The sequence below is a fragment of the Bacillus cereus genome (assembly GCF_007678085.1).
GTDB classification, from domain to species: Bacteria; Bacillota; Bacilli; order Bacillales; family Bacillaceae_G; genus Bacillus_A; species Bacillus_A cereus_BE.
Genome location: NZ_VEDW01000004.1, coordinates 396,863 through 418,448, shown reverse-complemented (window position 1 = coordinate 418,448; position 21,586 = coordinate 396,863). Strand labels below are relative to the sequence as shown.

The window sequence follows — 21,586 nt, the reverse complement described above, 5'->3', positions numbered from 1 at the left end:
GTCTCTTCTAGCTTTTTTAATGGTTAAATGCAGTTTTATTTAATGGAAAATAAAAAAATCGAATAAATGTTCGATTTTTGTTGGCAAATTGAATTGAAAATAGGTATAATAAGATTAGCAATTCAGTTAAGGAGGAATTTTGAATGAGTGATCGTCAAGCAGCGTTAGATATGGCGTTAAAACAAATAGAGAAGCAATTCGGTAAAGGTTCAATTATGAAATTAGGAGAACAAGCGGAGCGTAGAGTTTCTACAATTTCAAGTGGTTCTTTAGCACTTGATGTGGCACTAGGGGTAGGCGGATACCCACGTGGCCGTATTATCGAAATTTATGGACCAGAAAGTTCAGGTAAAACAACAGTTTCATTACACGCAATCGCTGAAGTACAACGTCAAGGTGGACAAGCAGCATTCATTGATGCGGAGCATGCGATGGATCCTGTATATGCACAAAAATTAGGTGTTAACATAGATGAATTACTATTATCACAACCTGATACAGGGGAGCAAGGTTTAGAAATCGCAGAAGCACTTGTACGAAGTGGCGCGGTTGATATTATCGTAATTGACTCTGTAGCAGCTCTTGTACCGAAAGCTGAGATCGAAGGAGACATGGGTGACTCACACGTAGGTTTACAAGCTCGTTTAATGTCTCAAGCACTTCGTAAGCTGTCAGGTGCAATTAATAAATCAAAAACAATCGCAATCTTTATTAACCAAATTCGTGAAAAAGTTGGGGTTATGTTCGGGAACCCAGAAACAACTCCAGGTGGTCGTGCGTTGAAATTCTATTCAACTGTTCGTCTTGAAGTGCGTCGTGCTGAGCAATTAAAGCAAGGTAACGACATCGTTGGTAATAAAACAAAAGTAAAAGTAGTTAAAAATAAAGTAGCACCACCATTCCGTGTTGCTGAAGTTGATATTATGTACGGAGAAGGTATTTCAAGAGAAGGTGAAATCTTAGATATGGCTTCTGAACTTGATATCGTTCAAAAGAGTGGTGCTTGGTACTCTTATAATGAAGAGCGTTTAGGGCAAGGTCGTGAAAATTCTAAGCAGTTCCTAAAAGAGAATACAGATTTAAGAGAGGAAATTGCCTTCTTTGTTCGTGACCATCACGGAATTGGTGAAGACTCTGGTGTGGAAGACACGGAAGATTCAAATCTTCAAGATTAAAAATAAAAGACACGGAACCGTGTCTTTTATTTTTAATTATTATGAAAGCGTTGTATATCGTTGTAGATAAAATATTTAATCAGCCTAAAAGGCTATGTATAAAGAGGGATATATGCATGTTTTGTATGCATAAACTGGAATTTACTAAGGTTTTCCAGGATAATATGCTCTCTGCTTTTTAAATTCATATATGAATTAGGGCTGAAGGTAAAGAAAGTAAAAGTAGACAACGCTTGACAATGAAAATTGCGATAGATACAATGAGAATGTATATTTTTTCTTATATACGAAACACTCTTCTCAAGAAGAGAAGTAATATTCGGAGTAAGACTTAAATCTTGCCGAAATAATAATATGACATTTTAATTGTGAAATGAAGAAAGTCCCTTAAAAAAGTGGGACGACGGTCTTTGCTGTATGTTGGTATTCAATGTACATGCCGACAGTCTTTTTTCATTCATAGCAAGGGGAGGTGAAATCATGAGTAGTACAGTTTGGATACTCATCTCCATTTTGCTTGCAACAGTCGGTGCAGTTGTTGGCTTTTTTGTTCGAAAGTCTATTGCTGAAGCGAAGATTAATGGTGCAGCTAATGAAGCGAAACGTATTCTAGACGAAGCGAATCGTGAGGCTGAAGCACTTAAGAAAGAAGCGCTTTTAGAAGCAAAGGATGAAATTCATACACTTCGTACAGAAGCTGAATTAGAAATTCGTGACCGTAGAAGCGAATTACAAAAACAAGAAAATCGTTTAATGCAAAAAGAAGAGAACCTTGATCGTAAAGACGAAACGCTCGATAAACGTGAGCAACAGTTAGAAAAGAAAGAGGATTCTCTTGTAGCGAGACAACAACAGATTGAAGAGTTGGAAAGCAAAGTGGGAGAGTTAGTTCAAAAGCAACAAACAGAATTAGAGCGCATTTCCAATCTGACACGCGAACAAGCGAAAGCAATTATTCTTGGTAAAGTAGAAAGTGAAGTTTCTCATGAAATTGCCGTAATGGTAAAAGAAAGTGAAGTTCGTGCGAAAGAAGAAGCGGATAAGAAAGCAAAAGAGATTTTATCTCTTGCAATGCAGAGATGTGCAGCTGATCATGTTGCTGAAACAACCGTTTCGGTTGTAAATCTTCCAAACGACGAAATGAAGGGACGTATTATCGGACGTGAAGGTCGAAATATTCGTACGTTAGAAACGTTAACAGGTATTGACCTAATTATCGATGATACACCAGAAGCGGTTATCCTTTCTGGATTTGACCCAATTCGTCGTGAAACAGCTCGTATCGCTCTTGATAAACTAGTACAGGACGGACGTATTCACCCAGCGCGTATTGAAGAGATGGTCGAAAAATCAAGACGTGAAGTGGACGAGTATATTCGCGAAGTCGGAGAGCAAACAACGTTTGAAGTGGGTGTTCACGGATTACATCCAGATTTAATTAAGATTTTAGGTCGTTTGAAATACCGTACAAGTTACGGGCAGAACGTCTTAAAACACTCTATGGAAGTTGCATATTTAACTGGACTTATGGCAGCAGAGCTTGGTGAGGATGAAAAACTAGCAAGACGTGCGGGTCTATTACATGATATCGGTAAAGCGATTGACCATGAAGTAGAAGGTAGCCACGTTGAAATTGGTGTTGAACTCGCAACGAAATATAAAGAGCATCCTGTAGTTATAAACAGTATTGCATCTCACCATGGGGACACAGAACCAACTTCTATCATTGCAGTTTTAGTTGCAGCAGCAGATGCATTATCAGCTGCAAGACCTGGAGCGCGTAGTGAAACACTTGAGAACTATATTCGTCGTCTTGAAAAGTTAGAAGAGATTTCAGAGTCTTATGAAGGCGTAGAAAAATCATTCGCAATTCAAGCAGGACGAGAAGTTCGTATTCTGGTAAAACCAGATACAATTGATGATTTAGAAGCTCATCGTTTAGCTCGTGATATTCGAAAACGTATTGAAAATGAACTGGATTATCCAGGACATATTAAAGTAACTGTTATTCGTGAAACACGTGCAGTGGAATACGCAAAATAAAGTGGTGAAACACCACTTTATTTTTTTGTGTTGGAATTGGTTAAAATAAAGGAAATTAGCATACAAGTGAAACAAACTTATAATACACATATTGTAAGGAAATCACTTGAATCTATAGTAATAAAAAATGTAGTACATAGGAAGGGTAAGACATATGAGAATATTATTTGTTGGGGATGTAGTAGGATCTCCTGGTAGAGGTATGATTCAACAATACGTACCGGCATTAAAGAAAAAATATACACCTACAGTAACCATTATTAATGGAGAAAATGCAGCAGGTGGACGTGGAATCACAGAAAAAATATATCGAAACTTTTTAGAATGCGGAGCACAAGCAGTTACACTTGGAAACCATGCTTGGGATAACCGTGAAGTATTTGAATTTATTGATGATGCAAAATATCTTGCAAGACCAGCTAACTTCCCAGAAGGAACTCCAGGAAAAGGGCTTATCTTTGTAAATTGTAATGGAACAGAAGTTGCAGTTATTAACTTACAAGGACGCACATTCCTTCCTCCAATCGATTGTCCATTCCGTAAAGTGGATGAATTAATTAACATTGCAAAAAAACGTACGAATATTATCTTTGTTGATTTCCACGCGGAAACTACAAGTGAAAAACAAGCGTTAGGTTGGTATGTAGATGGTCGTGCTACAGCGGTAGTAGGTACACATACGCATGTTCCGACAGCGGATAATCGTATTTTACCAAGTGGAACGGCATATATCACAGATGTTGGTATGACAGGACCATACGATGGAATTTTAGGTATGGATCGAGAAGCTGTATTGAAGAAGTTTTTAACAAACTTACCAGTACGATTTGAAGTGACAAATGGTAGAACACAATTAAGTGCAGTGCTAATTGATGTGGACCCTAATACAGGAAAAGCTAAGAAAATTCAGCGTATCTTAATTAATGATGATCAACCATTTTTTGAGTAATTTTAAGGTAAAAATTAGAAAAGTTATTATTTTTTAATTTTTTAGAAAAATTACAGAAATTTAGCAGGAATACGTGTCATTCCTCGTGAATATAAGTTAAAGTGAAATAATTGCTAATACTTTTTATAGAAACGAGGAGGAAACGCGGAATGGAAATATTAAAAGTTAAAGCAACGTCGGTCCCTAATTCTGTAGCTGGTGCACTTGCAGGTGTTATTCGCGAACGCGGAACAGCAGAAATTCAAGCTATTGGTGCAGGTGCATTGAACCAAGCGGTAAAGGCAGTAGCAATTGCAAGAGGATTTGTAGCGCCTAGTGGTTTGGACCTGATTTGTATCCCAGCGTTCACAGATATTATGATTGATGGGGAAGAGCGTACAGCAATAAAATTAATTGTAGAACCTCGTTAAGTTTAAACAACCTGTTTGCAGTATGCAAACAGGTTGTTTTTATAATGGAGGAATGGAAATGAAAATTTTTGATGCTCATTGTGATGTACTCTTTCAGTTATGGAGTGCACAGGGGAAAAGGGATTTTAAAAACGATTCGCAATTACATATTACGTTTGAACAGTTAAAGAGAAGAAAAGGAAGTATACAATGTTTTGCTATATATGTTCCAGAAACGGTAGCGTATGAAAAACGGTTTGAAGCGGCATTACAAATGGTAGATATTTTTTACAATGAAATTTTGTCACTACCGGGTATGAAGTTAATTCAAACAAAAGATGATATTAACATGTTAAAACAGGACGAGGTTGGAGCGATATTAACACTAGAAGGATGCGAAGCAATTGGGAAAGACGTAATGAAATTACGGTTGTTTTATCGCCTAGGAGTACGTTCTTTTGGATTAACATGGAATTATGCCAATTTATTAGCTGATGGTGCGCTAGAGACACGTGAGGCGGGTTTAACGACTTTTGGTAATCATGTTGTACAAGAACTTAATACGTTGCATGTATGGACTGATGTGTCTCATCTGAATGAGAGAAGCTTTTGGGATGTGATAGAAGTTGCAACAAATCCGATTGCTTCCCACTCAAATTGCATGAAACTTTGTCAACACCCACGTAATTTAAACGATGAACAACTTAAAGCTCTTATAAAGCAAAATAGTATAATTGGTGTCACTTTCGTACCACAGTTTCTAACAAGTGAAAAACAAGCGAATATAGCAGATATAGTAAGACATATTGAATATATTTGTTCATTAGGCGGAGAGAACAATATAGGATTTGGTTCCGATTTTGATGGGATAGTAGAAACGGTTGTAAATGTATCAGCGTATGGAGAGTATGAAAATGTCATGAATGAGCTTTGTAAACACTATGCTGCATCTACTGTAGAGCGATTTTTATATGATAACTTTGTTGAACGTATAAGTTTTTAAGATTTTTGTTTTAAAAATCCAGAAAAATTAGAATTAATTCATTTGATATTATTGCTTTTTTTAAGACCTAATACTAGAATGAAAAACAAAATAGCTTTATACTAAAGATTCAGGGAAATCAGAAGAGGCATAATTTGCGTCCGTTGTAGTTTATTTGTATAAAAAATGCTAAACTATTACTGTAAAAAAATACACTACAATGAATGCAGCCAAAAGGGGTGTAGGAGATGATTAGTCAACTTTCATGGAAAGTTGGAGGCCAACAAGGTGAAGGAATTGAAAGTACAGGAGAGATCTTCTGTATTGCATTAAACCGATTAGGATACTACCTATACGGTTACCGCCACTTCTCATCACGTATTAAAGGCGGCCATACAAATAATAAAATTCGCGTAAGTACAACAGAAGTACGTGCGATCTCAGATGATTTAGATATTTTAATTGCTTTTGATCAAGAAACTATTGATTTTAACTTCCACGAACTACGTCCAGGTGGAATTGTAGTTGCGGATGCGAAATTTAATCCAACAATACCTGATAATACAGATGTAAATCTATATGTGATACCGTTTACAGATATTGCTTCAGAATTAGGCACATCATTAATGAAAAACATGGTTGCTGTTGGGGCATCAAGTGCGGTATTAGGATTAGATGAAACAGCTTATTTAGATGTTGTTGAAGAGATCTTTGGTCGTAAAGGAGAGCAAGTCGTTCAAAAGAATATGGACGCAATTAAACGTGGCTCTCAATATATGAAAGAATTGCTAGGTGAGAAAGTAAACATGATGCAGCTTGAAAAAGCTGATGGTAAGAAACGCATGTTTATGATTGGAAACGATGCAATCGCATTTGGTGCGGTAGCTGGTGGTGCTCGCTTTATGTCTGCATATCCAATTACACCTGCATCTGAAATTATGGAATACTTAATTAAAAAATTGCCAAAAGTTGGCGGGACCGTAATCCAAACTGAGGATGAAATCGCAGCTTGTACAATGGCAATCGGTGCAAACTATGCTGGTGTTCGTACATTAACTGCATCTGCTGGTCCAGGTCTATCTTTAATGATGGAAGCGATTGGTTTAGCGGGTATTACAGAGACACCATTAGTAATTGTTGATACACAACGTGGTGGTCCAAGTACAGGATTACCAACGAAACAAGAGCAGTCGGATTTAATGGCGATGATTTACGGTACGCACGGTGAGATTCCAAAAATCGTAATGGCGCCAAGTACAGTTGAAGAAGCTTTCTATGATATTGTAGAAGCATTTAACCTAGCTGAAGAATATCAAGTACCTGTTATTTTCTTAACAGATTTACAACTTTCTTTAGGAAAACAAACGGTAGAACCGCTTACGTTAGATAAAGTGGAAATTCGTCGCGGTAAGCTTGATTTAGAAGCGGAATTACCAGAACGTGAAAATAAAGCATACTTCAAGCGTTATGAAGTAACAGAAGATGGCGTTTCACCACGTGTTTTACCTGGTATGAAAAATGGTGTTCACCATGTTACAGGTGTAGAACATGATGAAACTGGTAAACCATCTGAATCAGCAATAAACCGTAAAGATCAAATGGACAAACGTTTCCGTAAAATGGAGAACTTGAAGTTTAATACCCCTGTCTATAAAAATGTTAAGCATGAAGAAGCAGACGTATTGCTTGTTGGATTTAACTCAACTCGTGGTGCAATTGAAGAAGCAATGGAGCGTTTAGAACAAGAGGGTATGAAAGTAAACCATGCTCATGTGCGTTTAATTCACCCGTTCCCAACAGCTGAAATCGATCCACTTGTGAAAAATGCGAAGCGTGTTGTAGTAGTAGAAAACAATGCAACAGGTCAGCTTGCTAACATTATGAAAATGAATCTTGGTAACGGTGAGAAAATTTCTAGTCTTTTAAAATATGACGGGAACCCATTCTTGCCGAAAGAGATTTACAACGAATGCAAAAAAGGGGTTGTATTAAATGGCAACATTTAAGGACTTTCGTAACAGTGTAAAACCAAACTGGTGCCCAGGTTGCGGAGACTTCTCGGTGCAAGCTGCAATTCAACGTGCGGCAGCTAACGTTGGCTTAAATCCAGATGAACTTGCTGTTATTTCTGGTATCGGCTGTTCAGGTCGTATTTCAGGTTATATTAATTCATACGGTGTGCATAGTATTCATGGTCGTGCCCTTCCAATTGCACAAGGTGTAAAAATGGCAAATCGTGATTTAACAGTTATCGCATCAGGTGGCGATGGTGATGGATTTGCGATTGGTATGGGTCATACAATCCATTCTATTCGCCGTAACATCGACATTACGTACATCGTAATGGATAACCAAATTTACGGATTAACAAAAGGGCAAACTTCACCACGTAGTGAAGCTGGATTTAAAACGAAGAGCACACCACAAGGTTCAATTGAGCCATCACTAAATGTTATGGAAATGGCTTTAACAGCTGGTGCGACATTTGTGGCGCAAAGCTTTTCAAGTGATTTAAAAGAATTAACACAAATCATTGAAGCTGGTATTAACCATAAAGGATTTTCATTAATTAACGTATTCAGCCCATGTGTTACTTACAATAAAGTAAATACTTACGATTGGTTTAAAGAGAATTTAACAAAACTAAGTACAGTAGAGGGATACGATCCGTCTAATCGCATGATGGCTATGCAAACGTTAATGGAAAATAATGGATTGGTAACAGGTTTAATATATCAAAATACAGCACAACCTTCATACCAAGAACTTGTAAAAGGTTATAGTGAGAAGCCTTTAGTGCAAGCTGATTTAAATATGGATCAGAAAATGTTTGATGAACTTGTTGCTGAATTTATGTAATATAAGAAGAGGAGGTTGCCATGTGGCAACCTTTTTTATTAGAAAAATATAGGGTAGTCTTGTTTACTTGGAAAATTCAGAATGGTAAAATAATATATAAATCGTTGTATGAAAATGGCAAGTTCATTGCTAATGAAATGTAAGATAAGACAGCGCCAATTTTTTGTTAAAATTGGCGAAACGCTTCATACTATGGTAATGTTTATAGGGATAAAGCAATATGCTTTAGGGTAGGACAAATAAAAGGGAATGTCTATTTGTGTGGGGAAGACTTCATTCTTATAGATGATTAGATTGATTACTCAAGTTTCAAAGGACAAGTTATCTCTCAAGCTATCTAACCATTTTTGAGGTGGGTCTAAGCGCATTAAAATGGACTATAGAGTGTGTATAGTTAAGGGTGAAAGGAGATTACCGATGAACGAGCAACAACGATTAGCAAGTCAACAAGCAAATTCCTCTACGAAAAAAGAAGAGAAAGATTATAGTAAATACTTTGAAAGTGTATACCAACCACCTTCCTTAAAAGACGCGAAAAAACGAGGGAAAGAAGAAGTTAAAATTGAACGGGATTTTGGCTTACCTGAAGAGTTTCGTAATTTGGGTACAGGAAGAAAGTTCTATATTCGTACATATGGTTGTCAAATGAATGAGCATGATACAGAAGTAATGGCGGGTATTTTCACTGCACTTGGGTATGAACCAACCTTTTCAACTGAAGATGCAGATGTAGTATTATTAAATACTTGTGCCATTCGTGAAAATGCTGAAAATAAAGTGTTCGGTGAACTAGGTCATTTAAAGTCATTAAAACGAAGAAATCCGGACCTTTTAATTGGTGTATGTGGTTGTATGTCGCAAGAAGAATCTGTTGTAAATAAAATTATGCAAAAAAATCAGCATGTAGATATGGTGTTTGGAACGCATAATATTCATAGATTACCGTACATTCTAAAGGATGCAATGTTCTCGAAGGAGACGGTAGTTGAAGTTTGGTCAAAAGAAGGGGATGTAATTGAAAATCTTCCGAAAGTACGTCGTGGCGATATTAAAGCTTGGGTAAATATTATGTATGGCTGTGATAAGTTCTGTACATATTGTATCGTACCGTATACACGTGGAAAAGAGCGAAGCAGACGTCCAGAAGATATTATCCAAGAAATTCGTCATTTAGCTGCGAATGGATATAAAGAAATTACGTTACTTGGACAGAACGTAAATGCATATGGTAAAGACTTTGAAGATTTTGAATACGGACTTGGCGATTTAATGGACGAACTCCGTAAAGTTGATATTGCCCGTATTCGTTTTACAACGAGCCATCCACGTGATTTCGATGATCACTTAATTGAAGTGCTTGGAAAAGGTGGAAACTTAGTAGAACATATTCACTTACCAGTTCAATCTGGAAGCACAGAGATGCTAAAAATTATGGCTCGTAAATATTCACGTGAGCATTATTTAGAGCTTGTAAGAAAAATTAAAGAAGCAATTCCAAACGCGGTATTAACGACTGATATTATCGTCGGTTTCCCAAATGAAACCGATGAGCAATTTGAAGAAACGATGTCGTTATATCGTGAAGTAGGATTTGATACTGCCTTTACCTTTATTTATTCTCCGCGCGAAGGTACACCAGCTGCAAAAATGAAAGATAATGTACCGATGGAAGTGAAGAAAGAACGTCTTCAACGCTTAAATACATTAGTGAATAAATTGGCAATTGAAAAGAATGGTCGTTATAAAGGTCAAATTGTAGAAGTGTTAGTTGATGGGGAAAGTAAAAATAACGCGGAAGTACTTGCAGGTTATACTCGTACGAATAAACTTGTAAACTTCGTTGCGCCAAAATCTTTAATTGGGCAGCTTGTGAAAGTAAAAGTAACGGATGCGAAAACTTGGTCTCTTAACGGAGAATTAGTTGAAGAGCCGATTGAGGTGGAATAATAGATGAAAGTATATACGAAAGATGAAATTGTTGAGCAAGCGAAAGAATTAGCAAAAATGATTTCTGAAACAGAAGAAGTGGATTTCTTTAAGAAAGCAGAGGCGCAAATTCATAAAAATGAAAATGTAAAGCGTGCAATTGATGAAATTAAAGCACTGCAAAAGCAAGCAGTAAACTTGCAGCATTACGGGAAATGGGAAGCTTTGAAAAAAGTAGAAGCTGAAATTGATGCCCTGCAAGATAAGATAGATAGTATCCCAGTTGTACAAGAATTTAAATCTTCACAAACATATGTAAATGACTTACTACAGCTAGTTGCCAGTACGATTTCTAACAACGTTACAGATGAAATATTACTTTCAACTAATGGCGATGTATTGAAGGGGGAAACGGGTGCAGAGGTAGAAAGTAAAAAAGGAAATTGTGGTTGTTAAAGAGATGTCGAATTGACATCTCTTTTTTTAGTGGGTTAAACGTAAGTTCTTCTTGAAAAAAGAATGACACATTCCGCTATTGTCACGCATATGATTAAGTGAATAGTGATTGAGGAGGGTTACGAATGTCCGAATTTAGAGAGATTATTACAAAAGCAGTGGTTGGAAAAGGACGTAAGTATACAAAGTCAACGCATACATGTGAATCGAATAATGAGCCAACAAGTATTTTAGGGTGCTGGGTAATTAACCACTCGTACGAAGCAAGAAAGAATGGAAAGCATGTGGAAATTGAAGGTTTCTATGATGTGAACACTTGGTATTCATTTGATGGTAATACAAAGACAGAAGTTGTAACAGAGCGTGTGAACTACACGGATGAAGTAAGCATTGGGTATCGTGATAAAAACTTTTCTGGTGATGATTTAGAAATTATTGCTCGTGTCATTCAGCCACCAAATTGTTTAGAAGCTCTTGTATCACCAAATGGTAATAAAATTGTTGTAACTGTAGAACGTGAATTTGTAACAGAAGTAGTTGGCGAAACGAAAATTTGTGTAAGTGTAAACCCTGAAGGTTGTGTAGAATCAGACGAAGATTTCCAAATCGATGATGATGAGTTTGAAGAATTAGATCCGAACTTTATCGTTGATGCAGAAGAAGAGTAATAGAAAGCTAGGGAGAAGTTCTTCCTAGCTTTTTACTTTACATAAGTGGTACTTGAATGAACATGAGTCCTTATGAAATGTGCTATAATGAAGAAAGACTCCTGAAACAGGAGATATGGATGTCCGTGAAATGTGACATATATGAATATAGATTATTATGTAAGAATTATGGAGGATAAGTATGAAGCAATATACGCCTATGATACAGCAATATTTAAAGGTTAAGGCAGACTATCAAGATGCCTTTTTATTTTTTCGCTTAGGCGACTTTTATGAAATGTTCTTTGAAGATGCGGTTAAAGCAGCTCATGAACTTGAAATTACATTAACGAGCCGAGATGGTGGTAGTAGCGATCGTATACCGATGTGCGGTGTACCGCATCATGCGGCTAAAAACTATATTGAACAACTTGTTGAAAAAGGCTATAAAGTAGCGGTTTGTGAGCAAGTAGAAGACCCAAAAACAGCTAAAGGTGTAGTGCGCCGTGAAGTCGTACAACTAATTACGCCAGGAACGATGATGGAAGGGCGTACGATTGATGAGAAAGAAAATAACTTCTTAGCAGCATTAACACATTTTGAAGATGGATCATATGCTTTAGCTTGTAATGATTTAACGACTGGACAAAATACAGTAACGTTGTTAACAGGCTCAGTAGAAGATATTTTATTAGAAGTGTATGCAACTGGTTCAAAAGAAATTGTTGTAGATTCTACATTTTCGAAAGATGAATTAAATAAATTAACTGAAACATTAAAAATGACGATTTCGTATGAAGATGCAACAACTATTCCAGAAGGGCTAGAACATCTTGTGAAAAATGTTTCACAAGCAAAGTTAATTAAAGCAATTGGTCGCTTATTTAACTATGTAATAAGAACACAAAAACGTTCGTTAGATCACTTGCAACCAGTTGAAATTTATTATACGAACCAGTTTATGAAAATTGATGTGCATTCAAAGCGAAATTTAGAGCTGACAGAAACACTTCGAACGAAAGAAAAAACAGGATCATTATTATGGCTATTAGATAAAACGAAAACAGCTATGGGTGGTCGTATGTTAAAACAGTGGATGGAACGTCCACTTATTCAGAAAGAAAAAGTTGAAGAGCGTTTAGAAATGGTTGAAACGTTTGTAAATGATTACTTCTTACGTGAAGATTTAAAAGAAAAGTTAAAAGAAGTATACGATCTAGAACGTTTAGCAGGGAAAGTTGCATTTGGTAATGTGAATGCACGGGACTTATTACAGTTAAGACGATCATTACTTCAAGTACCAGCTATTTTAGAAGCGATTAGTCTGTTAGATAATGCTTATGCAGCAAGGTTAATTCAAGGTGCGGATCCATGTGAGAGCTTAACTGAATTACTAGGAAGAAGTATTCAAGAAAACCCACCGCTTTCTATTAAAGATGGAGATATTATTAAAGATGGTTATAATGACAAGCTTGATCAATATCGTTACGTTAGTAAAAACGGAAAAACGTGGATCGCTGAGCTTGAAAAACGAGAGCGTGATATTACAGGAGTTAAATCGTTAAAAATCGGGTACAATCGTATTTTCGGTTACTACATTGAAGTAACGAAGGCGAACCTTGCAGCATTACCAGAAGGCCGCTATGAGCGTAAACAAACGCTTGCTAATGCGGAACGTTTCATTACAGATGAGCTAAAAGAAAAAGAAACGTTAATCTTAGAAGCAGAAGAAAAAATTGTACAACTAGAATACGATTTATTTACAGCGCTTCGTGAAGAAGTAAAAGTATTTATTCCGAAATTACAACATTTAGCGAAAGTAATTAGTGAATTAGACGTACTGCAAAGTTTCGCGACAGTTAGTGAAGAAGAACAGTTTGTAAAACCTGTACTAACAACGAAGCGTGAAATCTTTATTAAAGATGGTCGTCATCCTGTCGTTGAAAAAGTATTGAACGGGAAATTGTATGTACCAAATGACTGTATTATGCCAGAGAAGATGGATGTCTTTTTAATTACAGGACCGAACATGTCTGGTAAAAGTACGTATATGAGACAATTAGCACTTGTAACTGTTATGTCGCAAATCGGTTGTTTCGTACCAGCAACTGAAGCAGTATTACCTGTATTTGATCAAATCTTTACGAGAATTGGTGCAGCGGATGATTTAATTTCAGGTCAAAGTACATTTATGGTCGAAATGCTAGAAGCGAAAAATGCCATTGCAAACGCATCAGAAAGAAGTTTAATTTTATTTGATGAAATTGGACGCGGTACATCTACGTATGATGGTATGGCCCTTGCACAAGCAATTATTGAACATATTCATGACCAAATTGGTGCGAAAACGTTATTCTCTACGCATTATCATGAATTGACGGTGCTAGAAGAAAGTTTAGATCAACTGAAGAATGTACACGTTTCAGCAATTGAAGAGAACGGAAAAGTAGTATTTCTTCATAAAATTCAAGACGGGGCAGCTGATAAAAGTTACGGAATTCACGTTGCGCAACTTGCGGAGCTTCCAGATAGCTTAATCGCTCGTGCGAAAGAAGTGTTAGCACAACTTGAAGGACAGGAAGAAATTATTATTCCAAAGCGTGTAGAAGTGAAAGAGCAAGAAGTAATTCCAGAACCTGTAGTTGTAAAAGAAGAACCAGCAGAGATACAAGAGACGAAAGTAGAGACTGAAGAAGAATCACAACTATCATTCTTTGGCGGAGAACAGTCTTCGAAAAAACAAGACAAGCCCGTTCTAGATGCAAAAGAAACGGCAGTGCTGACGCAAATTAAAAAAATTGATTTACTTGATATGACACCTTTAGAAGCGATGAACGAACTGTATCGCTTACAGAAAAAGTTAAAGAAAGGATGAGTAAGTAGATGGGGAAAATTCGCAAACTCGATGACCAACTCTCTAATTTAATTGCGGCAGGGGAAGTAGTAGAGCGCCCTGCCTCAGTCGTAAAAGAACTTGTAGAAAATTCTATCGATGCGAATAGTACATCTATTGAAATCCACTTAGAAGAAGCTGGTTTATCAAAAATTCGCATCATTGATAATGGGGATGGCATTGCAGAAGAAGATTGTATCGTCGCTTTTGAACGACATGCGACGAGCAAAATTAAAGATGAAAATGATCTGTTTCGCATAAGAACACTCGGTTTCCGCGGTGAGGCATTGCCGAGTATTGCCTCAGTTAGTGAATTAGAATTAATCACTAGCACAGGTGATGCACCTGGTACACACCTTATGATTAAAGGTGGAGACATTATAAAGCAGGAAAAAACGGCGAGCCGAAAAGGAACAGATATTACAGTACAAAACTTATTCTTTAATACACCAGCGCGTCTTAAATATATGAAAACTATTCATACAGAACTTGGGAATATTACAGATATCGTGTATCGTATTGCCATGTCACATCCAGAAGTATCGTTAAAGCTGTTTCATAATGAAAAGAAATTGCTTCACACATCAGGAAATGGTGATGTAAGACAAGTACTTGCATCGATTTACAGCATTCAAGTTGCGAAGAAGCTTATTCCAATTGAAGCTGAATCTTTAGATTTCACAATTAAAGGTTATGTAACTTTACCAGAAGTAACGAGAGCATCTCGTAATTATATGTCAACGATCGTAAATGGGCGTTACGTTCGAAATTTCGTATTAATGAAAGCTATTCAGCAAGGATACCATACATTATTGCCAGTCGGACGATACCCAATCGGCTTCTTATCGATTGAAATGGATCCAATGCTTGTTGACGTTAACGTACATCCTGCGAAATTAGAAGTTCGTTTTAGTAAAGAACAAGAATTGCTAAAGCTTATCGAAGAAACATTACAAGCAGCATTTAAAAAAATACAGCTCATCCCAGATGCAGGTGTAACAACGAAGAAAAAAGAAAAAGATGAAAGTGTGCAAGAACAGTTCCAGTTTGAGCATGCGAAGCCGAAAGAGCCATCTATGCCGGAAATCGTTTTACCGACGGGCATGGATGAAAAACGAGAAGAACCACTGGCTGTGAAACAGCCAGCACAACTGTGGCAACCGCCAAAGCAAGAATGGCAACCACCGCAGTCGCTCGTAAGAGAAGAACAAAGTTGGCAACCATCTACTAAACCGATAATAGAAGAACCAATTCAAAAAGAGAAATCGTGGAACAGTAACGATGAAGACTTTGAATTAGAGGAATTGGAAGAAGAAGTTCAGGAAATAGAAGAGATTGAAATGAACGGTAATGACTTGCCACCGCTTTATCCAATTGGACAAATGCATGGAACATATATTTTCGCTCAAAATGATAAAGGCTTATATATGATTGACCAGCATGCCGCGCAGGAACGTATTAATTATGAATACTTCCGTGATAAAGTAGGAAGGGTAACGCAAGAAGTACAAGAATTACTTGTACCATACCGTATTGACTTATCTCTTACTGAATTTTTACGTGTCGAAGAGCAACTAGAAGAACTGAAAAAAGTTGGACTATTCTTGGAGCAATTCGGTCATCAATCCTTTATCGTCCGCTCACATCCAACGTGGTTCCCAAAAGGACAAGAAACAGAAATTATCGACGAAATGATGGAACAAGTCGTCAAACTGAAAAAAGTTGATATTAAAAAACTGCGTGAAGAAGCGGCCATCATGATGAGCTGTAAAGCGTCCATTAAAGCAAATCAATATTTAACGAACGATCAAATATTTGCTTTACTGGAAGAACTACGTACAACAACAAACCCATACACATGCCCGCACGGAAGACCGATTCTTGTGCATCATTCTACTTATGAATTGGAGAAGATGTTTAAGAGGGTTATGTAGGGGGATTGAGTATATGAGTGCAGATAAAATTAGGTATAGGGAAGTTGTAAAGAAGGTATGTTTTTAAAAATTAACTACTTAAATTTTTAATCTATATGAGCTTAAGACGAAATGAAAAAATATTACCCGCCGCTCTAAAAAGAGCGGCGGGTAATATTTAGAGACTAGAAAAATTTACATATTCATCTAAAATAGATTGAATCGCAAGATCTATCTTTTGTGCTATTTGTTTTTTATTTGCACAGCTGGATTTAGCAATCTTCTTTTGAATATCATGGAATCGTGTGTGTTCCGGAGAAAGTACCAACTCTCCCATATAAGCTTCGAACTCATAGTCATCTGCTAGTTTTACGGTCCAACGGTAATCTAGTATTCGTCGAGGAAATGTCTCAATTGGGCATAAGATTAAGGTAAATGCAACGTCTCCTTCTCCAAAAGTTTTTCCTGTTAGAAATGTCTCTTCTAGTGTGTCAAATGCCGGATCTCTGAATAAAGCCATCGTTACTCCTCCGTTTCTTTAGTTTCCTTAAAATAAGATTATAAACCTATTCTACTATATTTATACTATAAGCAGGGGAATGGTAGTGAATAATAAATGATACTTTCCATTATAAATAAGGTACTCAACCACTAAGGTTATTCTAAAGTAAAAAACTTACGGATGAGTTTTTGGAACCAATTGTTTGGTTCTTGCTTTTGTGATGGAGTAGAGGGAGCTTCAGTATCCTGTTGTAGTGGAATCGCATCTTTAACTCGATCCCATTCTATAACTGCCGCCACACGATATTCTTTTGCCCCGATAAGCATTCCAGCAAATGCACGGTTTTTCCCAGATTCAATGAAGTATTTATCTATATCTCGAAAATATTTAGCAGTTGGCATTTCTCCTTGTATATTGCCTATTTTTGAAGAATCTGACTGTGCACACTCAGTGCTATTGAGCCATTCTTTGCTTTGTTGAACCGATGTTTCTTGAGTAATCTTAAAGAATTTCTCGAGGGATGTAAAACGAAAAGGATTTACACTCGTCAATAACTCATAAAGACTAATTCCATTCTTTTTTTCTTGGTTGGTAGTATAAAATCCAGCGATTTTATCAATTGGTATAGAAACCCCTTGTTCATACTTCTGTTCTCCAACTTGTGTATATTCTTTTTCTGGAATGTATGTAAGTTTTCTGCTTTTCAAATACTCTACATGCTCGGTAGTATCTAATTCAGTTCCTTTTATATAAGATTGGTAATGCTCGAAGGTAAATACATTTTTCATAACTTATAATCTCCTGTTCGATAAAAATATTGTATTCTTGTTAATTAGCGCTAATTCTGGAAACTCCTTTTTGTTCATCGATAAAAATTATCCATTTATACAGTTTAAGTGACCTGGTCGTTCAACTAATGGAGTACTTTCTTGAATAAATATTATTTGGAATTATCAAACCTTATTATAGGATTTCTATAATAATTTGCAAGGAGAGAATCCGTTTGGTTACGCTATTTTTGAAATGTATTCTTTGTGTTTGGTGTCAAATAAGAAGTAGTCGTGTTTAGTACTAATCTATAATTTATATTGAATTAAAAATAGTTATGAGTAACAGTATTCACCTAGAAATAGATTAGAATCAAAATGATTTTTCATTGTGTATATCCCTGTTTTTAACAGTATTTGTTGTTATAATGGAAATGTTTGATGATATTTAACTATTTTATTTTTGTATTAAAAACAGATGAATTTTCGATGACCAACGAAAATAATAAAGGGGATGGGATATTGTACCTAAAGAAAATAGTAATTCAAAATTTCAAATCGTATAGAGACTTTAGTATGTGTTTTAATGATGATATTAATATTATTGTCGGAGATAATGAAGCTGGAAAATCTACATTACTAGAATCAATTAATTTGGTTTTAAGCGGACAAATTAATGGTAGAAATATACTGTATGAATTAAGTCCATATCTTTTTAATGGAGATACAGTTAGAGAATATATTCAGAAGATTAAAATTGGAGAAAATGTGGAACCACCTCAAATTTTAATAGAAATGTATTTAGAAGATACAGATGAAACAAAACACCTAAAAGGAACTAATAATAAAAATAAAGAAAACGCTCCTGGAATCTATATGTCAATTGAGTATGATGATAATTTTACTGAAGAATATCAAGCGTACTTAGATGGATATACAGATGTTAGAACGATACCTATAGAATATTATACTGTGAAGTGGTTTTCTTTTGCACATAACTCTGTTACCTCTCGTGGTATACCTATAGATGTAACTTTGATAGATACGACAATAACTAAAATGCAGAATGGTACGGATAAGTACATATCTAAAATTATTAATGATACTCTAGAGGTGAAAGAAAGAGTAGAATTAGCATTGAATTTTAGAAAGTTAAAAGAATCTTTTTCAACGATAGATGCAATTCAAAGTATTAATTCAAAACTAACAACCAAAAGGGGGGATATATCGGATAAAGAATTAACAGTGTCTGTTGATATATCTCAAAGAAATAATTGGGAATCTACCTTAATTTCGTATTTAAATGAGATCCCATTTGATTTCATAGGTAAAGGTGAACAGAACACAGTTAAAATGAAACTAGCTCTCGAAACAAATGCCAAGGAATCACATGTGGTATTAATTGAAGAACCTGAAAATCATTTATCTTTTTCAAACATGAGTAGATTGATTAAGGATATCAGTAATAGAAGTCAGGGGAAACAATTAATAATAACTACTCATAGTAATTTTGTAATGAATAAATTAGGAGTTGAAAAAGTAATATTGCTTAATAATAGTCGGGAAACTATGACTTTAAAAGATTTAAGCGGCGATACGAAGGACTATTTTATGAAACTACCAGGATACGATACATTGCGGATGCTTCTTTCTAGAAAAACAATTCTTGTAGAGGGACCGTCTGATGAGTTAATTGTGCAAAAAGCGTATGTTCAAGAGTATGGAAAATTACCTATAGAGGATGGGGTAGATGTAATTTCTGTTGATTCATTGGCTTTCAAAAGATTTTTAGAAATTGCAAAAAAACTAAAAAATATTGTAAGTATGGTAACAGATAATGATGGTTCTGTTGATCAGATAAAAAAGAAATATAAAGATTATTTTAATATAGATAATATCAAAATATGTTTTGATATAGATGAAGGTTACCCTACTCTTGAACCACAGATAGTTAAAAACAATGGGTTAAAGACAATGAATGCGATATTGAATGTCAAATATACAAGTGAAGTGGATTTAATGAAATATATGCAAAGTAATAAAACAAGTTGTGCACTAAAGATATTTGAATCAGAAAAAGAAATCACAATCCCGGGGTACATAAAAGATGCAATTAAATAATAGAGTGGTAATGTCTGCGGCTGGATCAGGAAAAACAACTTTTTTAATAGATGAAGCTAGTAGAGATGAAAAAAAGAAAATAGTAATATTAACGTACACTATACACAATTATAATGAAATAAAAAAGAAATTTATAGAGTTGTTAGGTTTCATACCTTCTCATGTGAAAATTCAGACATGGTATTCATTTTTGTTAACTGAATGTGTTAGACCATATCAAAACTTTGTCTATGATAAATCTCGTATAGAATCAATATTTTTTAGAGAAAAGCCTCTTCAAAGGTGGATTAAAAGAGATGATATAAACCGTTACTATTTCAACAATAGCAATCAAATTGATAGGGATAAGCTATCAGATTTTGCTTATCGTTGTAATCAAAGTGCCAAGGGCTTGGTAATAGAACGTTTGGAAGACATGTATGACTATATATATATAGATGAAATTCAAGATATGGCTGGTTATGATTTGGAATTAATAAAATTATTCTTTAAATCTCGACTTAATGTAGTTTTAGTAGGAGATGCTAGACAAGCTACATATACTACAAATAATTCTTTGAAGAACAAAAAATATAAGGGGAAAGGAATTATTGATTTTTTTGAGGAACAAGAAAAAAATGGGAATTGTAGCATTGAGTATAGAAATATTTGCTTCAGGTGTAATCAATCTATTTGTGATTTTGCTGATTTATTGTATTTAGAGTTACCTAAAACAGAGTCAGCAAATCTCGAAACAACGGGTCATGACGGGGTTTTCTTTATTAAGAAACGAGATTTCCAAAAGTATATAGATGTATATAATCCACAGATTTTAAGGCACGATGCTAGAACTAAAGTAGATAATGCTATTAATTTTGGGGTTTCTAAAGGATTAACATTTGATAGAGTTCTAGTTATGCCTACAAAAGCTGTAAAAGATTATTTGAAGACGGGAAATTTAGAGCATGTGTCGTCTCCTATTACAAAATCTAAATTGTATGTTGCTATTACACGTGCAAAATACAGTGTAACCTTTGTAGTGGATGAACCAGTGAGTGTTGGAAATATTGAAGAGTTCCAATTCAATAATCAGCCAAGCGCAAGTAAGGATTTTGTTGTTAATTGATACTTAGTTAGTACTGAGATGGAGGGGGAAATATGTTTAATTGTAGGGGACCTGAGAATAGGGTTAGGTTATTGGAAAAGTATAATGTAAAGCCTATTTCTCACACTAAATTATTAAAGGGACAGGTAAAAAGAAGTTGTGCAAAAGAAATGTTAACAGATGAATATTATATTTTTACTTATCATGCTAAAAATAATATAAATGAATCAGGAACGTTTGTTTGTGGAACTCATGTTGCACGTCATTTTCTTGAATTGTTACATTTAGAACCGTTGCCACTTTTTAATCCATTGAAAGGGAACAATGAAAATGTTGATTTAAATGATAATTTAAATGGGAATAGCGGAGGGGGAAATATTGTTTGGGATCCGTTAGCGAAAGAGTTGTATAATGCTATTAATCTTTTAATTGTATGCTGGGATAAAGCATTATATGGCACATTACTGAGGATTAAAGAGGAATTAGAACGATATCCAACTAGCACTCCTTTTGAGTGGAAGGTTGAAAGCATAAATTCAGTAATCTCAAGAGACTATAGAAAAAGAAAATTAATACAAATGATAGAAGAATTAAAAAAGGATAATGAAAATCTAAAAACTTATACATTTGAACATGTAACAGAGGTACTAAATAAAAAAGGTATAGAATCTTATTTTGTTTAAGCATAAATTAAGATTGTATTTAGTAAGTATAGACAATACGAAAAGTTATGTACGTCAAAAAATCTATAGATAAATGCCAAATGAAGGGGATTTTTTCTTTTTATTTATTGAGGCAATAATACAAAGTTCATCTAATATAACGGTAATGACAATATTAGGTGAACTGTCGGAATGTAAGCTACATTCATGTTAGCAAT

The 21,586-nt window shown here is 35.4% G+C and carries 17 protein-coding genes; 15 read left to right on the top strand and 2 right to left on the bottom strand.

Annotated elements, in window-relative coordinates:
- The first annotated feature begins 143 nt into the window (after window positions 1–143).
- From recA to mutL, 12 genes are all read left to right on the top strand, one after another.
- Window positions 144–1,175, top strand: a complete 1,032-nt coding sequence (recA, locus tag FS742_RS19270) for a recombinase RecA (RefSeq protein ID WP_063260397.1) — start codon at window positions 144–146, stop codon at window positions 1,173–1,175.
- 480 nt (window positions 1,176–1,655) lie between these two features.
- Window positions 1,656–3,218: a ribonuclease Y gene (gene rny, locus FS742_RS19265; protein ID WP_000099774.1), complete on the top strand. Its 1,563-nt coding sequence runs from the start codon at window positions 1,656–1,658 to the stop codon at window positions 3,216–3,218.
- Window positions 3,219–3,372: 154 nt separating this feature from the next.
- Window positions 3,373–4,167, top strand: coding sequence for a TIGR00282 family metallophosphoesterase (locus tag FS742_RS19260; protein WP_144614469.1), 795 nt, complete (start codon window positions 3,373–3,375; stop codon window positions 4,165–4,167).
- Window positions 4,168–4,316: 149 nt separating this feature from the next.
- A complete protein-coding gene (gene spoVS / locus FS742_RS19255) occupies window positions 4,317–4,577 on the top strand; it encodes a stage V sporulation protein SpoVS (protein ID WP_000404341.1) in 261 nt (86 codons plus the stop codon).
- Between the two features lie 58 nt (window positions 4,578–4,635).
- A complete protein-coding gene (locus FS742_RS19250) occupies window positions 4,636–5,559 on the top strand; it encodes a dipeptidase (protein ID WP_144614467.1) in 924 nt (307 codons plus the stop codon).
- Window positions 5,560–5,786: 227 nt separating this feature from the next.
- Entirely contained in the window at window positions 5,787–7,544 is a 1,758-nt protein-coding gene (locus FS742_RS19245; protein WP_000625413.1) for a 2-oxoacid:acceptor oxidoreductase subunit alpha, read from the top strand.
- Window positions 7,531–8,397: a 2-oxoacid:ferredoxin oxidoreductase subunit beta gene (locus FS742_RS19240; protein WP_144614465.1), complete on the top strand. Its 867-nt coding sequence runs from the start codon at window positions 7,531–7,533 to the stop codon at window positions 8,395–8,397. The genes FS742_RS19245 and FS742_RS19240 overlap by 14 nt, the downstream gene beginning before the upstream one ends.
- A 417-nt stretch (window positions 8,398–8,814) precedes the next feature.
- Entirely contained in the window at window positions 8,815–10,344 is a 1,530-nt protein-coding gene (gene miaB, locus FS742_RS19235; RefSeq protein WP_144614463.1) for a tRNA (N6-isopentenyl adenosine(37)-C2)-methylthiotransferase MiaB, read from the top strand.
- 3 nt (window positions 10,345–10,347) lie between these two features.
- The gene (locus tag FS742_RS19230) at window positions 10,348–10,779 is read left to right on the top strand and encodes a YlbF/YmcA family competence regulator (protein WP_144614461.1); all 432 of its coding nucleotides are present in this window, start codon (window positions 10,348–10,350) and stop codon (window positions 10,777–10,779) included.
- 125 nt (window positions 10,780–10,904) lie between these two features.
- Window positions 10,905–11,447, top strand: a complete 543-nt coding sequence (gene cotE, locus FS742_RS19225) for an outer spore coat protein CotE (RefSeq protein WP_001288800.1) — start codon at window positions 10,905–10,907, stop codon at window positions 11,445–11,447.
- A 181-nt stretch (window positions 11,448–11,628) separates the two neighbouring features.
- On the top strand, window positions 11,629–14,301 hold the full coding sequence (gene mutS, locus FS742_RS19220; protein ID WP_144614459.1) for a DNA mismatch repair protein MutS: 2,673 nt from the start codon (window positions 11,629–11,631) through the stop codon (window positions 14,299–14,301).
- An 8-nt stretch (window positions 14,302–14,309) separates the two neighbouring features.
- A complete protein-coding gene (gene mutL, locus FS742_RS19215; protein ID WP_144614457.1) occupies window positions 14,310–16,253 on the top strand; it encodes a DNA mismatch repair endonuclease MutL in 1,944 nt (647 codons plus the stop codon).
- A gap of 157 nt (window positions 16,254–16,410) precedes the next feature.
- Here mutL and FS742_RS19210 read toward each other — a convergent pair whose 3' ends face one another.
- Entirely contained in the window at window positions 16,411–16,752 is a 342-nt protein-coding gene (locus FS742_RS19210; protein ID WP_099004880.1) for a hypothetical protein, read from the bottom strand.
- Between the two features lie 137 nt (window positions 16,753–16,889).
- Window positions 16,890–17,522, bottom strand: coding sequence for a hypothetical protein (locus FS742_RS19205; protein WP_099004879.1), 633 nt, complete (start codon window positions 17,520–17,522; stop codon window positions 16,890–16,892).
- Window positions 17,523–17,990: 468 nt separating this feature from the next.
- On the opposite strand from FS742_RS19205, the gene FS742_RS19200 reads away from it, so the two are divergent.
- Genes FS742_RS19200 through FS742_RS19190 form a run of 3 tightly spaced genes read left to right on the top strand, consistent with a single transcriptional unit; the run spans window position 17,991 to window position 21,389 of the window.
- Entirely contained in the window at window positions 17,991–19,622 is a 1,632-nt protein-coding gene (locus FS742_RS19200) for an ATP-dependent nuclease (protein WP_144614456.1), read from the top strand.
- Window positions 19,609–20,727 carry a UvrD-helicase domain-containing protein gene (locus FS742_RS19195; RefSeq protein ID WP_144614454.1) on the top strand — a complete coding sequence of 373 codons (1,119 nt, stop codon included), beginning with the start codon at window positions 19,609–19,611 and terminating at the stop codon, window positions 20,725–20,727. The genes FS742_RS19200 and FS742_RS19195 overlap by 14 nt, the downstream gene beginning before the upstream one ends.
- 32 nt (window positions 20,728–20,759) lie before the next feature.
- Complete coding sequence (locus FS742_RS19190) at window positions 20,760–21,389, top strand: hypothetical protein (RefSeq protein ID WP_144614452.1); 630 nt, start codon at window positions 20,760–20,762, stop codon at window positions 21,387–21,389.
- Window positions 21,390–21,586 lie beyond the last annotated feature (197 nt).

Coding starts and splice junctions, on each gene's coding strand:
- recA (WP_063260397.1), top strand. CDS start 144: ATGAGTGATCGTCAAGCAGCGTTAGATATGGCGTTAAAACAAATAGAG.
- rny (WP_000099774.1), top strand. CDS start 1,656: ATGAGTAGTACAGTTTGGATACTCATCTCCATTTTGCTTGCAACAGTC.
- FS742_RS19260 (WP_144614469.1), top strand. CDS start 3,373: ATGAGAATATTATTTGTTGGGGATGTAGTAGGATCTCCTGGTAGAGGT.
- spoVS (WP_000404341.1), top strand. CDS start 4,317: ATGGAAATATTAAAAGTTAAAGCAACGTCGGTCCCTAATTCTGTAGCT.
- FS742_RS19250 (WP_144614467.1), top strand. CDS start 4,636: ATGAAAATTTTTGATGCTCATTGTGATGTACTCTTTCAGTTATGGAGT.
- FS742_RS19245 (WP_000625413.1), top strand. CDS start 5,787: ATGATTAGTCAACTTTCATGGAAAGTTGGAGGCCAACAAGGTGAAGGA.
- FS742_RS19240 (WP_144614465.1), top strand. CDS start 7,531: ATGGCAACATTTAAGGACTTTCGTAACAGTGTAAAACCAAACTGGTGC.
- miaB (WP_144614463.1), top strand. CDS start 8,815: ATGAACGAGCAACAACGATTAGCAAGTCAACAAGCAAATTCCTCTACG.
- FS742_RS19230 (WP_144614461.1), top strand. CDS start 10,348: ATGAAAGTATATACGAAAGATGAAATTGTTGAGCAAGCGAAAGAATTA.
- cotE (WP_001288800.1), top strand. CDS start 10,905: ATGTCCGAATTTAGAGAGATTATTACAAAAGCAGTGGTTGGAAAAGGA.
- mutS (WP_144614459.1), top strand. CDS start 11,629: ATGAAGCAATATACGCCTATGATACAGCAATATTTAAAGGTTAAGGCA.
- mutL (WP_144614457.1), top strand. CDS start 14,310: ATGGGGAAAATTCGCAAACTCGATGACCAACTCTCTAATTTAATTGCG.
- FS742_RS19210 (WP_099004880.1), bottom strand. CDS start 16,752: ATGGCTTTATTCAGAGATCCGGCATTTGACACACTAGAAGAGACATTT.
- FS742_RS19205 (WP_099004879.1), bottom strand. CDS start 17,522: ATGAAAAATGTATTTACCTTCGAGCATTACCAATCTTATATAAAAGGA.
- FS742_RS19200 (WP_144614456.1), top strand. CDS start 17,991: ATGACCAACGAAAATAATAAAGGGGATGGGATATTGTACCTAAAGAAA.
- FS742_RS19195 (WP_144614454.1), top strand. CDS start 19,609: ATGCAATTAAATAATAGAGTGGTAATGTCTGCGGCTGGATCAGGAAAA.
- FS742_RS19190 (WP_144614452.1), top strand. CDS start 20,760: ATGTTTAATTGTAGGGGACCTGAGAATAGGGTTAGGTTATTGGAAAAG.